11 protein-coding genes are annotated in these 13,276 nt (G+C 60.8%); 2 read left to right on the top strand and 9 right to left on the bottom strand.

The genetic code is table 11. From position 1 onward, the window contains the following. Window positions 1-346 precede the first annotated feature (346 nt). Entirely contained in the window at window positions 347-607 is a 261-nt protein-coding gene (locus ACDZ94_RS11080; protein ID WP_232000124.1) for a hypothetical protein, read from the top strand. Between the two features lie 54 nt (window positions 608-661). On the opposite strand, the gene fdhA is transcribed toward ACDZ94_RS11080, so the two are convergent. The 8 genes from fdhA to ACDZ94_RS11040 form a co-directional block, all read right to left on the bottom strand. Then, a complete protein-coding gene (gene fdhA / locus ACDZ94_RS11075; RefSeq protein ID WP_048722231.1) occupies window positions 662-1,861 on the bottom strand; it encodes a formaldehyde dehydrogenase, glutathione-independent in 1,200 nt (399 codons plus the stop codon). Window positions 1,862-2,042: 181 nt separating this feature from the next. Continuing rightward, window positions 2,043-2,900 carry a formyltetrahydrofolate deformylase gene (gene purU / locus ACDZ94_RS11070; protein WP_032883972.1) on the bottom strand — a complete coding sequence of 286 codons (858 nt, stop codon included), beginning with the start codon at window positions 2,898-2,900 and terminating at the stop codon, window positions 2,043-2,045. A 10-nt stretch (window positions 2,901-2,910) separates the two neighbouring features. Next, on the bottom strand, window positions 2,911-3,543 hold the full coding sequence (locus tag ACDZ94_RS11065; RefSeq protein WP_064454445.1) for a sarcosine oxidase subunit gamma: 633 nt from the start codon (window positions 3,541-3,543) through the stop codon (window positions 2,911-2,913). A gap of 123 nt (window positions 3,544-3,666) precedes the next feature. After that, on the bottom strand, window positions 3,667-6,684 hold the full coding sequence (locus tag ACDZ94_RS11060; protein ID WP_432751456.1) for a sarcosine oxidase subunit alpha: 3,018 nt from the start codon (window positions 6,682-6,684) through the stop codon (window positions 3,667-3,669). Further along, a complete protein-coding gene (locus tag ACDZ94_RS11055) occupies window positions 6,681-6,983 on the bottom strand; it encodes a sarcosine oxidase subunit delta (protein ID WP_003194855.1) in 303 nt (100 codons plus the stop codon). Before ACDZ94_RS11055 ends, ACDZ94_RS11060 begins: the two co-directional genes overlap by 4 nt. 15 nt (window positions 6,984-6,998) lie before the next feature. Continuing rightward, window positions 6,999-8,249, bottom strand: a complete 1,251-nt coding sequence (locus ACDZ94_RS11050) for a sarcosine oxidase subunit beta (RefSeq protein WP_010207084.1) — start codon at window positions 8,247-8,249, stop codon at window positions 6,999-7,001. A 22-nt stretch (window positions 8,250-8,271) separates the two neighbouring features. After that, window positions 8,272-9,525 carry a serine hydroxymethyltransferase gene (glyA, locus tag ACDZ94_RS11045; protein ID WP_083356403.1) on the bottom strand — a complete coding sequence of 418 codons (1,254 nt, stop codon included), beginning with the start codon at window positions 9,523-9,525 and terminating at the stop codon, window positions 8,272-8,274. Window positions 9,526-9,774: 249 nt separating this feature from the next. Beyond that, the gene (locus tag ACDZ94_RS11040; RefSeq protein WP_432751455.1) at window positions 9,775-10,503 is read right to left on the bottom strand and encodes a TraX family protein; all 729 of its coding nucleotides are present in this window, start codon (window positions 10,501-10,503) and stop codon (window positions 9,775-9,777) included. Between the two features lie 90 nt (window positions 10,504-10,593). Here ACDZ94_RS11040 and ACDZ94_RS11035 point away from each other — a divergent pair, with 90 nt between their 5' ends. Beyond that, the gene (locus tag ACDZ94_RS11035) at window positions 10,594-11,634 is read left to right on the top strand and encodes a threonine aldolase family protein (RefSeq protein ID WP_432751454.1); all 1,041 of its coding nucleotides are present in this window, start codon (window positions 10,594-10,596) and stop codon (window positions 11,632-11,634) included. Window positions 11,635-12,099: 465 nt separating this feature from the next. Here ACDZ94_RS11035 and gbcB read toward each other — a convergent pair whose 3' ends face one another. Further along, window positions 12,100-13,200 (bottom strand): glycine-betaine demethylase subunit GbcB, encoded by a 1,101-nt coding sequence (gene gbcB / locus ACDZ94_RS11030; RefSeq protein WP_064454451.1) that lies wholly within the window; start codon window positions 13,198-13,200, stop codon window positions 12,100-12,102. Between the last annotated feature and the right edge of the window lie 76 nt (window positions 13,201-13,276).

Genomic DNA, 13,276 nt, shown 5'->3' with positions numbered 1-13,276 from the left:
AATGTGTTGACTGACCCACCGCTTTCGCGAGCAAGCCCGCTCCCACATTTGATTTTCATCGGCTGGGCGACTTGCTCATGGCGAAGGATGGCGCTTATAGTTCGGCGGTCGTCCACATGGCGACACGGGTTTGGCGACTCGGTGGATATGAAGTATGCAAAAGCACCTGCTCCTTTGCAGGTTTTTTTGCACGCGTTAAGGCCGCTTTATGGCGGCTGTGCGCGGGAGACCTTCGGGTCTGCCGGCTTTGCTTCATTCCCCGGTTCGCCAACCTGCGTACAGCTGCCACCCATTCGTTTGGCGACGTGTGAGTAGCAGCTTCACTCTCTGGAATGAAGGTTAAAACATGAACCGATACATGCCGCTCACCGGCCACGACAGCACCACCCCTTCCCTGCTCATCGACACCCAAGTCCCGCTCGACGTGCTCCACGACGCCGCCGTCTACCGCATCCGCGCGGTCACTCAAGTCATGGAAAACCTCGCGTTTCGCGAAGGCCTGCAAACCGACACCCTTGTCCTGCAGGACTTTGCTCTGCTCTGCGCCATTCCGCTGCGAGATGGCTGCGACTTGCTCGATGTCATCAGTCGACGCTTGCAGGCTTAAGCACCCGACGCAAAAAGGGCGACCCTAGGGTCGCCCTTTTGATTTTGCCAATGCTTATGCCGCGCTGAACAGTTTGTGCGGATCAATCACAAACTTCTTCGGCACGCCCGCATCAAACTCGCCGTACCCACGCGGCGCGTCATCCAGGCTGATGACTTCGACGCCGACGATATCGGCAATATGAATGCGGTCCCACATGATCGCCTGCATCAGCTGGCGGTTGTACTTCATCACCGGGGTTTGGCCGGTGTGGAAGCTGTGGGATTTAGCCCAGCCCAGACCGAAGCGAATGCTCAGGCTGCCCATTTTCGCGGCGGCGTCGACGGCGCCCGGGTCTTCGGTCACGTACAAGCCTGGAATGCCGATTTTGCCTGCCACACGCACCACGCCCATCAGCGAGTTGAGCACGGTGGCCGGGGCTTCGGCCTTGGCGCCGTCATGCCCGTGGCCACGCGCTTCGAAGCCCACGCAGTCAACGGCGCAGTCCACTTCCGGCTCGCCCAGCAGGGCGGCGATCTGTTCGTGCAGCGGGGTGTCGGTGGACAGGTCAACCACTTCAAACCCTTGCGCCTTGGCATGGGCCAGGCGGATAGAGTTGACGTCGCCGATGATCACGACCGCCGCGCCGAGCAGGCGTGCGGACGCCGCAGCGGCCAGGCCGACCGGGCCGGCACCCGCAATGTAAACGGTACTGCCCGGGCCGACGCCAGCAGTGACGGCACCGTGGTAACCCGTCGGGAGAATGTCGGAAAGGCAGGTCAGGTCGCGGATTTTCTCCATGGCCTTGTCGCGGTCCGGCAGTTTCAGCAGGTTGAAGTCGGCGTACGGCACCAGCACGTATTCGGCTTGGCCGCCGGTCCAGTCGCCCATGTCGACGTAGCCGTAGGCGCCACCGGCACGGGCCGGGTTGACGGTCAGGCACACGCCGGTGTGTTGCTCTTTGCAGGAGCGGCAGCGGCCGCACGCCACGTTGAACGGCACCGAGACCAGGTCGCCGATTTTCAGGTTCTCGACATCGCTGCCCTTTTCGATCACTTCGCCGGTGATTTCATGCCCCAGTACCAGGCCGGTCTGGGCAGTGGTGCGGCCGCGCACCATGTGTTGGTCGGAGCCGCAGATGTTGGTGGAGACCACGCGCAGGATGACGCCGTGTTCAATCTTCCTGCCACGGGGGTCCTGCATTTTGGGATAGTCGATTTTCTGTACTTCGACCTTGCCGTTGCCGAGATACACGACACCACGATTACCAGACATGCTTTCACCTCGCTGTTGTTTTTATGGAACCGCGTTGCCCAGGCAGGCAGCGCGTAAAGTGCTCGGGTACAGATGCTGTTTGTGCGTTGTTGCTGATGGCCTCATCGCGGGCAAGCCCGCTCCCACCTTTTGATTTGTGAACACATTCAAATGTGGGAGCTGGCTTGCCTGCGATAGCGATCTAAAGAACGACGGTGCGATTGGCGTTCAAGAACACCCGCCGCTCTATGTGATACCCAACGGCCCGGGCCAGTGTCAGCCCTTCGATATCCCGCCCCTTGGCAATCAGGTCCTCGGGATAATGGCTGTGGTCCACCACCTCCACGCCCTGGGCGATGATCGGGCCTTCATCCAGGTCGTTGTTGATGTAATGCGCCGTGGCGCCGACCAGTTTCACGCCCTTGTTGTAGGCCTGGTGATACGGCTTGGCGCCCTTGAACCCCGGCAACAACGAGTGGTGGATGTTGATCGCCTTGCCATCGAGCTTGCGGCACAGCTCCGGCGACAGCACTTGCATGTAGCGCGCAAGAATCACCAGTTCCGCACCGGTCTCTTCAATCACTTGCCACACCTGACGCTCCTGGGACGGTTTGTCGTTGGGGTCGAGGGGGAAATGGTAGTAGGGAATCTGGTGCCAGTCGGCCAACGGCTTGAGATCGGGATGGTTGGACACCACCGCGACCACGTCCATGGACAGTTGGCCGATACGCTGGCGGTACAGCAGGTCGTTCAGGCAGTGATCGGCCTTGGAAACCATGATCACCACTTTTGGCCGGTAGTTCGGCGCCGTCAGCTCGAAGATCATGCCAAAGGCTTCGCCGCGAGTGGCCAGGCCATCGCGGAAAGCCTGCTCGTCGAAACCGTCGGGCTGGCGGAATTCCACACGAATAAAAAACCGACCCGAGAGGCGGTCATCGAACGAATGGTGTTCGGTGACGTAGCAGCCCTGCTCGAACAGGTAGCGGGTGACCGCGTCCACCGTGCCGAGCACGCTGGGGCAGTCGGCAGTCAAAATCCATGTATCGGGTGCACGGCTCATCGGTCACTCCTCAGGCTTGAACGTTCAGGCCAAATTCGGCTGACGCATCCTGCAGCCACAACCACCAGTAATCCGAGAAGCTGCGACGAATCAGCAGTTCCCAGGTGTCTTCGGCGGTATGGCGGATCACCAGTTGCGACTTGGCGAACACCGTGCCCACCGCCTTGCCCACCGGGAAATTGTTCGGGTGCACGTCGTAGCTGGTGGACTTCATCAGCACGTCGCGCACATTCGGGCCGCTGAGTTCGAGGATCTGCTGGCCGCCGCTGACGTTGACGATCTGGATATGCAGATCGCCCAGGGCAGCCCGCAGGTTTTGCTCGGCAGCGAACTCTTCACCGCTCGGCACAACCAGCAGCCATTCATCCGGGCCAAGCCATTGCAGGCTGGTTTCGCCTTTGACGATCACCTGCAGGGCGGCTGGAAGCTCGATGCCGAGGGCTTTGTGCACGCCGGCAGCGAAGGCCGCGTCATGGCCATCGCCACGAATCGTCAGGTGGCCGAGGAGTTTCTTTTCGCGCACGGTCACGCCGGCGTTCTTGCGGCCCTTGCCGACCAGGCTGGCGAGGTCGGCATGGTGCAGCGACGACTCGGCCTTGGCGCCGGTGGTGGGGCGTTGTTGGTATACGTTGGCTGCTGTCATAAAGCACCTGTCTGAATTCTGTTGTGCGGCTACTGGCCTCATCGGGGGCAAGCCCCCTCCCACAGGGGAATGCATTTCAAAATGTGGGAGCTGGCTTGCCTGCGCTGCAGGCGCCTCGGTCTATCAGATGTTCTGCCGCTCGCCTTTCGGGTCGAAGAACACCGAAGACACAATCTCCGCCTCGATCACGCTGCCATCCGCTTGCGGTGAGAACACCCGCTCGCCGATGCGCTTCAAGCCGCCCTTGACCACCGCCATCGCAAACGAATAGCCGAGGGAGTTGTGGGCATAGCTTGAGGTGACGTGGCCGACCATCCTCATCGGAATCGTCTGCTTCGGATCGAACACCAGCTGCGCGCCTTCCGGCAGCCATACGTTCGGATCAATCGGCTTGAGCCCGACCAGCTGCTTACGCTCTTCGCGCACGCAGTCTTCACGGTTCATCCCGCGCCAGCCGATCCACGAGAACGGCTTGGTGCGGCCTACACACCAACCCATGTTCAGGTCGTCCGGGATCATCGAGCCGTCGGTGTCCTGGCCGACGATGATGAAGCCCTTCTCGGCGCGCAGTACGTGCATGGTTTCGGTGCCGTACGGGGTCAGGTTGTACTTCTTTCCGGCTTCGACAATCTGTTCCAGCACGCCCATGGCGTAGTCGGCCTGCACGTTGACTTCGTACGACAGCTCACCGGTAAACGAGATACGGAACACCCGTGCCGGCACGCCGCCGACCAAGCCTTCTTTCCAGGTCATGAACGGGAAACCGTCCTTGTCCAGGTCGATGTCGGTCACTTCGCTCAGCAGCTTGCGGCTGTTGGGGCCGGACAGGGTCATGGTTGCCCAGTGGTCGGTGACCGAGGTGAAGTACACCTTGAGGTCCGGCCATTCGGTCTGTTGGTAGATTTCCAGCCACTGCAGCACGCGCGCTGCGCCGCCGGTGGTGGTGGTCATCAGGAAGTGGTTGTCGGCGATGCAGGCGGTGACGCCGTCATCGAAGACCATGCCGTCTTCCTTGCACATCAGGCCGTAGCGCGCCTTGCCTACGTCGAGCTTGGTCCAGGCGTTGCTGTAGATGCGGTTGAGGAATTCACGGGCATCCGGGCCCTGAATGTCGATCTTGCCGAGGGTGGACGCATCCAGCAGGCCGACGCTGTCGCGCACGGCCAGGCATTCGCGTTTCACCGCAGCGTGCAGGTCTTCACCGTTGCGCGGGAAGTACCAGGGGCGTTTCCACTGGCCGACGTCTTCAAACTCGGCGCCGTTTTTCACGTGCCAGGCTTGCAGCGCGGTGTAGCGCACCGGTTCAAAGATGTGCCCACAGTGGCGGCCCGCAACAGCGCCGAAGGTGACCGGCGTGTAGTTCGGGCGGAACATGGTGGTGCCCATCTGCGGGATGGTCACGTTCAACGAGCGCGCGGCAATCGCCAGGCCGTTGACGTTACCCAGCTTGCCCTGGTCGGTGCCAAAACCCAGCGCGGTGTAGCGTTTGACGTGCTCGACCGACTCGAAACCTTCACGGGTGGCGAGTTCGATGGCGGCAGCGGTCACGTCGTTTTGCAGGTCGACAAATTGCTTCGGCGCCCGTGCAGTGGCTTTTTCGTGAGGCACCTGGAACAGCGCCAGCGTCGGCTCTTCCAGACGGCTCAAGGCTTTTGGCAGCGTGCCTTGCACGGGCGCGAAACCGGCTTCGCTGGCTGCGCGCACGCCGCCTTCAAAACCATCCGCCAGGGAATCGCCAAGGCCGTACACGCCGTTGATACCACCGACGCACACGCGTTTTTGTGGTGCTTCGCCCGGTACAAAACCGAGGATATCTTCACGCCAGGTCGGCTTGCCGCCCAAGTGCGAGGCCAAGTGAACAACCGGGCTGTAGCCGCCGGAGCTGGCAACCAGGTCGCACTCCAGCCACTCGCCGGGGCTGGTGACTTTATGCGCTTTCACATCGATGGCTGCGACACGAGCACCCGTCACATGCTTGCTGCCACGGGCCTCGATCACGGCGCTGCCGGTGAGGATGCGAATGCCTTTGGCACGGGCTTCTTCAACCAATGCACCGCGTGGGTTATGGCGAGCATCGGCCACCGCTACAACCGCAAGGCCTGCATCAAACCAGTCCAGTGCCACGCGGTAGGCGTGGTCGTTGTTGGTCGACAGCACCAGTTTTTTGCCGGGTGCCACGCCATAGCGGCGCACGTAAGTGGAGACTGCACCCGCGAGCATGTTGCCCGGCACGTCGTTGTTGCCGTACACCAGCGGGCGCTCGCACGCACCGGTCGCCAGCACCACACGCTTGGCGCGCACACGGTGGATACGCTGACGCACCACACCAATCGGCGCGCGGTCACCGAGGTGGTCGGTGAGGCGTTCGTGAATGGTCAGGAAGTTATGGTCGTGGTAACCGTTGACGGTGGCGCGAGGCAACAGCAGCACGTCCGGCAGGGAGTTGAGCTCGGCGATCACACTGGCGACCCACTCGGTGGCCGGTTTGCCGTCGAGGCTTTCGCGGGAATCAAGCAGCGAACCACCAAACTCTTCCTGCTCGTCCGCGATGATCACTCGCGCACCGCTGCGCGCAGCCGCCAGGGCGGCCGACAGACCGGCAGGGCCGGCGCCGACAATCAGCACGTCGCAGTGACGGTTCATGTTGTCGTAGGTGTCCGGGTCGTTCTCGGTCGGCGAGCGACCAAGGCCTGCGGCCTTGCGGATGTACTTCTCGTAGGTCATCCAGAACGATTGCGGGTACATGAAGGTTTTGTAGTAGAAGCCCGGCGGCATCAGCTTGCCGCCGACCTTGCCGAGAATACCCATCATGTCGTTGTTCACGCTTGGCCAGCCATTGGTGCTGGTGGCGACAAGGCCTTGGTACAGCGCCTGTTGCGTGGCGCGCACGTTGGGAATCTGGGTGGCTTCGGTGGCGCCGATCTGCAACACCGCGTTCGGCTCTTCGGCGCCGGCGGCAAAGATGCCGCGTGGGCGCGAGTATTTGAAGCTGCGACCGATGATGTCGACGCCGTTGGCCAGCAGGGCAGCGGCCAGGGTGTCACCTTCAAAGCCTTTGTAGCTTTGGCCGTTGAAGGTAAACGTCAGGACTTTATTACGGTCGATGCGGCCACCGTTGGACAGGCGATTGATCTGGCTCATACCTTCTCTCCAGAGGCCTTGGCGGTGAATTGCGGCTTCTCGCCGATCTTGTAGGTTTCAAGAATTTCGTAGGTCACGGTGTCGCGCGTGGCGTTGAAATACTGGCGGCAACCGGCGGCGTGAATCCACAGCTCGTGGTGCAGGCCACGCGGGTTATCACGAAAGAACATGTAGTCGCCCCACTGTTCGTCGGTGCAGGCGTTCGGGTCCAGCGGGCGCGGGATGTGCGCTTGGCCGGACGCGTGGAATTCCTCTTCGGAGCGCAGTTCGCCACAGTGAGGACAGAAGATATGCAACATAGGGGATTTCTCCTGTTAGTGGGCGACGGCCGCAGCGCCGTGTTCATCGATCAACGCACCGTTGTGGAAACGGTCGATGGAGAAAGGTGCAGCCAACGGGTGCATTTCACCCTTGGCGAGGCTGGCGGCAAACACGTTGCCTGAGCCCGGCGTAGCCTTGAAGCCACCGGTCCCCCAACCGCAGTTGAAGAACATGTTCGGCACCGGGGTTTTGGAGATGATCGGGCAGGCGTCCGGCGTGGTGTCGACGATGCCGCCCCACTGACGGTTCATGCGCACACGCGACAGCACCGGGAACATCTCGACGATGGCCTGGATGGTGTGTTCGATCACCGGGTACGAGCCGCGCTGGCCGTAGCCGTTGTAGCCGTCGATACCGGCGCCGATCACCAGGTCGCCCTTGTCGGACTGGCTGATGTAGCCGTGCACGGCGTTGGACATGATCACGCTGTCGATAATCGGCTTGATCGGCTCCGACACCAGGGCTTGCAGCGGGTGGGATTCAATCGGCAAGCGGAAGCCCGCCAGCGAAGCCATGTGCCCGGAGTTACCGGCCGTCACCACACCGACGCGCTTGGCGCCGATAAAGCCTTTATTGGTTTCCACGCCGATGCACACGCCGTTTTCCTTGCGGAAACCGATCACTTCGGTCTGCTGGATCAAGTCCACACCGAGTGCGTCAGCGGCGCGGGCAAAGCCCCAGGCCACGGCATCGTGACGGGCCACGCCGCCGCGCCGTTGCACGGTGGCGCCGAGTACCGGGTAGCGGGTGTTTTTTGAGCAGTCGAGGTACGGAATCTCGTCGGCGACTTGTTTGGCGTTGAGCAGTTCGCCGTCCACGCCGTTGAGGCGGTTGGCGCTGACGCGGCGCTCGGAATCACGAATGTCTTGCAGGGTATGGCACAGGTTGTAAACGCCACGCTGGGAGAACATCACGTTGTAGTTCAGGTCCTGGGACAGGCCTTCCCATAGTTTCATCGCGTGTTCGTACAGGTGCGCAGACTCGTCCCAGAGGTAGTTGGAACGCACGATGGTGGTGTTGCGCGCGGTGTTACCGCCGCCCAGCCAGCCTTTTTCGACCACGGCCACGTTGGTGATGCCGTGCTCTTTGGCCAGGTAATAGGCGGTCGCCAGACCATGCCCGCCGCCGCCGACGATGACCACGTCGTAGACCTTTTTAGGGGTCGGCGTGCGCCACATCTTCTGCCAGTTTTCGTGGTGGCTGAGTGAGTGCTTGAAGAGGCCGAAGCCCGAGTAGCGTTGCATAGTCATTACTCCAAAACCGCGCTCAGCGATAAACCGGGAAATCAGCGCACAGGGCAGACACGTGCTTGGCCACGTTGGCCTCGACATCGGCGTCGCCGAGGTTGTCGAGGATGTCGCAGATCCAGCCGGCCAACTCGATGCACTGCGGTACTTTGAAGCCACGTGTGGTCACCGCCGGGGTGCCGATACGCAGGCCCGAGGTCACGAACGGCGACTGCGGGTCATTCGGCACGGCGTTCTTGTTGACGGTGATGTGGGCGCGACCGAGGGCAGCGTCCGCCTCTTTGCCGGTGAGGCCCTGGCGAATCAGGCTGACCAGGAACAGGTGGTTATCGGTACCGCCGGAGACAACATCGTAGCCACGTTTGATAAATACGCTGGCCATGGCCTGGGCGTTGTCGATCACTTGTTGCTGGTACACCTTGAAACCTGGCTCCGCCGCTTCCTTGAAGCACACCGCCTTGCCGGCGATGACATGCATCAGCGGGCCGCCCTGGGCGCCGGGGAACACCGCAGAGTTGAGTTTCTTTTCAATTTCTTCGTTGGCCTTGGCCAGGATCAAACCGCCACGTGGACCGCGCAGGGTCTTGTGGGTGGTGGTGGTGACCACGTCGGCGTAAGGCAGCGGGTTCGGGTACAAACCAGCGGCCACCAGGCCGGCGACGTGAGCCATGTCGACGAACAGCAGCGCGCCGACCTTGTCGGCAATCGCGCGAAAGCGTGGGAAATCCAGGGTTTTGGAGTAGGCGGAGAAACCGGCCACCACCATCTTCGGCTTGTGCTCGACCGCCAGGCGCTCAACTTCGTCGTAGTCGATCAGGCCGGTGTCGGTGTTGATGCCGTATTGCACCGCGTTGTACAGCTTGCCCGACGACGACACTTTGGCGCCGTGGGTCAGGTGGCCACCGTGGGCCAGGCTCATGCCGAGGATGGTGTCACCGGCATTGATCAGCGCCAGGTACACCGCGCTGTTGGCGGACGAACCGGAGTGTGGCTGCACGTTGGCGTAATCGGCACCGAACAGTTGCTTGGCGCGCTCGATGGCCAGGGCTTCAACCTTGTCCACGTGCTCGCAGCCACCGTAGTAGCGCTTGCCCGGGTAACCTTCGGCGTATTTGTTGGTGAGGCCGCTGCCTTGCGCTTCCATCACACGTTTGCTGGTGTAGTTCTCTGACGCGATCAGCTCGATATGATCTTCCTGACGCTGCTCCTCGGCATTCATCGCCGCCAGCAGTGCGTCGTCATATCCCTGGATCTGGTCTTTTTTGCTGAACATCGCGTCTCTCCCAGCCTTTCGTATTGTTAAGGCCCGTGCAGGGCCCTTTGATGCGATGGTAGGGCTGGCGCCGGTAGATCAAATGCCTACGGACGCCACGCAAAGGTGCGTTTACGACATTGCCGGAACAACACCGAATAAATGTGGAAGCAGGCTTGTGTGGGAGCTGGCTTGCCTGCGATGCAGACACCTCGGTGTATCAGTTGCATTGGGGTGATGCAATCGCAGGCAAGCCAGCTCCCACAGGGGTTAGGCGATAATCTGTCGGATGATTAGCAGCATCAAAAAATGCAGTGGATACAAGCTATATGCCCAGCGCCGCATGGCGGGTGGAGACACATGCCTGGCATGACGCACTAAGACCAACCCCGCCAATGGCGCGATCAGGCAAGTGGCCAATCCCAAAAGCGCCACGGGCGTGCCGCTGTTGAGCAAGATCTGCCATTGGTTGGCAGCCACACAGACCAAACCCGGTAACAAGCTGAAATACCATGGGCGGCTGAACACCAGCAGCATTGCCAACGGCAGCAAGACACCGAAAAAGCCGAACATCAGGTGCGTGGAAAACACCGCGCCCATCGCGACGGCGATCAGCGCCAAACCTCGATCAAAAAGCGCCTTCTGCTGCCATCCTCGGGCAACGAGCAGGCCCAGCGCCAGGGTCGGCAAGACGTTTAATGTATCGGCATCGTCGATAAACATTCGGTACGGCACTTCGCTGATCACACTGAACAGCAACAGCCAGCCCAGGTAGCGCCACTGGCCGGTTACAGGCGCATGCCGGACCCGGTTCACATTGGCCGCAATCGCCAGGCAAAACCAGGGAAACGCCAGCCGGCCTGGCACATACAGGCCATCGAGGCTCAAACCGACATAACGCAAGTGATCCAACACCATGCTCAGCAGCGCCAGCCACTTGAGCAAATCCAGGGCACCATCCCGGACGCGTCCGACAGGAATCGTTTCAGTATCGTGCATAATTCCCCAGTGACTTTGCATTTACAGTGCGTGCGCACCCTGGACAATCTTGGTTACAGTGCGCACCAACATCGACCACAGGAATGGGCCATGACCGACAAGAGCCAACAATTCGCCAGCGACAACTATTCCGGCATCTGCCCGGAAGCCTGGGCCGCCATGGAACAAGCCAACCAGGGCCATCAACGCGCCTACGGCGATGATGAATGGACCCACCGCGCCGCCGACGGATTCCGTCACTTGTTCGAAACCGACTGCGAAGTATTCTTCGCTTTCAACGGCACAGCCGCCAACTCCCTGGCACTGTCCTCGCTGTGCCAGAGCTACCATAGCGTGATTTGCTCGGAAACCGCCCACGTTGAAACCGACGAATGCGGCGCGCCGGAGTTTTTCTCCAATGGTTCCAAGCTCCTCACCGCTCGCACCGAAAACGGCAAGCTGACCCCGGAATCGATCCGCGAAATCGCCCTCAAGCGCCAGGACATCCACTACCCCAAGCCCCGCGTAGTGACCCTGACCCAGGCCACTGAAGTCGGCAGCGTGTACACCCCGGAAGAAATCCGCGCGATCAGCGCCACCTGCAAGGAACTGGGCCTGAACCTGCACATGGACGGCGCGCGCTTCGCCAATGCCTGCGCGTTCCTCGGTTGCTCCCCGGCCGACCTGACCTGGAAAGCCGGTGTGGACGTGCTGTGCTTTGGCGGTACGAAAAACGGCATGGCGGTGGGTGAAGCGATCCTGTTCTTCAACCATAAGCTGGCCGAAGACTTCGATTACCGCTGCAAACAGGCCGGCCAGCTGGCGTCGAAAATGCGCTTCCTCTCGGCACCCTGGGTGGGCCTGCTGGAAAACGACGCCTGGCTCAAACACGCACGCCACGCCAACCACTGCGCACAATTGCTGAGCAGCCTGGTGGCGGATATTCCCGGCGTGGAATTGATGTTCCCCGTGCAGGCCAACGGCGTGTTCCTGCAACTCTCGGAAGCGGCCATCGAAGCCTTGACGGCCAAGGGCTGGCGCTTCTACACCTTCATCGGCAAAGGTGGCGCACGGTTCATGTGTGCGTGGGATACCGAGGAAGAGCGTGTAAGAGAATTAGCCGCGGATATTCGCCAAGTGATGGGCGCCTAAGCGCGACGAATACTGGCGGATTGCCGAGACTGTTATCTGGTGTTTCCGACAGCATACGACTGCATTTTCATCGACTAGCCTCTTGGAACCCGAAAGGAAAAAGCCGCTGCAGCGGCCTCCTTTCGGGAATACCTGCCTGCCGAATAATCGGCCGGAAACGGAAATCCAGCAGAGGGTTAAACCATGGAAGTTCAATGCTACGCCATGAACGCACGCCAAGAAGGCAGTCTCAGCAACACATTCGTAAGCTGGGACGAGTTCAGGAAGCTTGCGAAAGTCGGTGACACCATCAGGGAGCCTTCGAGAACCCTGACTATCTATGAAAAAGTCTATGAACTGACAGCCTCCGGTGATCAGTTCGCCATTCAGCTCTACGCCCGCTAAGCACTAAGGACTGCGTCGGAGACTCATGACCTCCGACGCGGGACTGACTCACCTGTTGATAAGTGGTGAGCGCGCGGCTAATCAGAACTCAATACGCACATCGCCCTTCGGCACGCTGCAGCACGACAAAATGTAGCCTTCGGCTTCGTCTTCCTCGGTAATCCCGCCGTTGTGGTCCATCTCGACCTCACCGCCCAGCTTCATCACCTTGCATGTCCCGCAGATACCCATGCCGCAAGCCTTGGGAATCAGCAGGCCAAGTTTGGCCGCAGCGGCGTGGACGGTTTCGCCCGGCGCCACACGAATGCTTTTGCCTGAGGCAATGAACTCCACCTGGTGCAGATCCGCCAAGTCGACTTCCGGTGCATCGGCAGCCTGTTCGGCTTGTTCCACTGCGTCGGCACGGGCTTCCGGCGGCGTGGCACCAAAGGACTCCTCGTGATAACGCGCCATGTCAAAGCCCGCCGCTTCCAGCAAGCGTTTCACCGCACTCATGTACGGCGTAGGGCCGCAGCAGAAGACTTCGCGCTCCAGGAAGTCCGGCACCATCAGCTCGAGCATTTTGTGGTTCAGGTAGCCGCGATAACCGGCCCAGGGTTCGCCCAGGCCGTGCTTTTCGCAGATCAGGTGCAGGCTGAAGTTGTCGATCCGCGACGCCATGTGCTCCAGCTCGCGGTGGTAGATGATGTCTTTGGGCGAGCGGGCACTGTGAACAAAGGTCATGTCGACATTGGCGTTGGTGTCGTAGAACCAACGGGCCATGGACATCACCGGCGTGATGCCGACGCCACCGCTGAGGTACAACACTTTCGGGCTCGGGAAGTCGATGGCATTGAACAGCCCGACCGGCCCGTGCACCGCCAACTCCTGGCCTTCATGCAGCGTGTCGTGCAACCAGTTGGAGACACGCCCGCCCGGCACGCGCTTGATCGTCACCGAGAAGCTGTAAGGCACCGACGGTGAACTGGAAATGGTGTAGGAGCGCATGATCGGCTGGCCTTCGATTTCCAGCTCCAGGGTGACGAATTGCCCAGGCTTGAAGAAGAACAGGATCGGCTGGTCGGCCATGAAGCAGAACGTGCGCACGTCCCAGGTTTCCTGGATGACTTTGACGCAACGGACGATGTGCCGACCATTGGCCCAGGTCTGGGTCGTTACCGGATTCAGGAAGTTGTTGGACATGCTGTTCTCCACCGCCGATATTCGGCCTTATGGTGGCGATTCTGCGTAACGCGAGAACCACCCATTTACCTATCTG

The organism is Pseudomonas sp. UBT, assembly GCF_050915955.1.
GTDB classification, from domain to species: Bacteria; Pseudomonadota; Gammaproteobacteria; order Pseudomonadales; family Pseudomonadaceae; genus Aquipseudomonas; species Aquipseudomonas antarctica_A.
The sequence above is the reverse complement of the archived record's forward strand: the minus strand, read 5'-3'. Positions and strand labels throughout refer to the sequence as shown.

Excerpts from the sequence above, each read along its gene's own strand:
- ACDZ94_RS11080 (WP_232000124.1), top strand. The coding sequence starts at position 347 with ATGAACCGATACATGCCGCTCACCGGCCACGACAGCACCACCCCTTCC.
- fdhA (WP_048722231.1), bottom strand. The coding sequence starts at position 1,861 with ATGTCTGGTAATCGTGGTGTCGTGTATCTCGGCAACGGCAAGGTCGAA.
- purU (WP_032883972.1), bottom strand. The coding sequence starts at position 2,900 with ATGAGCCGTGCACCCGATACATGGATTTTGACTGCCGACTGCCCCAGC.
- ACDZ94_RS11065 (WP_064454445.1), bottom strand. The coding sequence starts at position 3,543 with ATGACAGCAGCCAACGTATACCAACAACGCCCCACCACCGGCGCCAAG.
- ACDZ94_RS11060 (WP_432751456.1), bottom strand. The coding sequence starts at position 6,684 with ATGAGCCAGATCAATCGCCTGTCCAACGGTGGCCGCATCGACCGTAAT.
- ACDZ94_RS11055 (WP_003194855.1), bottom strand. The coding sequence starts at position 6,983 with ATGTTGCATATCTTCTGTCCTCACTGTGGCGAACTGCGCTCCGAAGAG.
- ACDZ94_RS11050 (WP_010207084.1), bottom strand. The coding sequence starts at position 8,249 with ATGCAACGCTACTCGGGCTTCGGCCTCTTCAAGCACTCACTCAGCCAC.
- glyA (WP_083356403.1), bottom strand. The coding sequence starts at position 9,525 with ATGTTCAGCAAAAAAGACCAGATCCAGGGATATGACGACGCACTGCTG.
- ACDZ94_RS11040 (WP_432751455.1), bottom strand. The coding sequence starts at position 10,503 with ATGCACGATACTGAAACGATTCCTGTCGGACGCGTCCGGGATGGTGCC.
- ACDZ94_RS11035 (WP_432751454.1), top strand. The coding sequence starts at position 10,594 with ATGACCGACAAGAGCCAACAATTCGCCAGCGACAACTATTCCGGCATC.
- gbcB (WP_064454451.1), bottom strand. The coding sequence starts at position 13,200 with ATGTCCAACAACTTCCTGAATCCGGTAACGACCCAGACCTGGGCCAAT.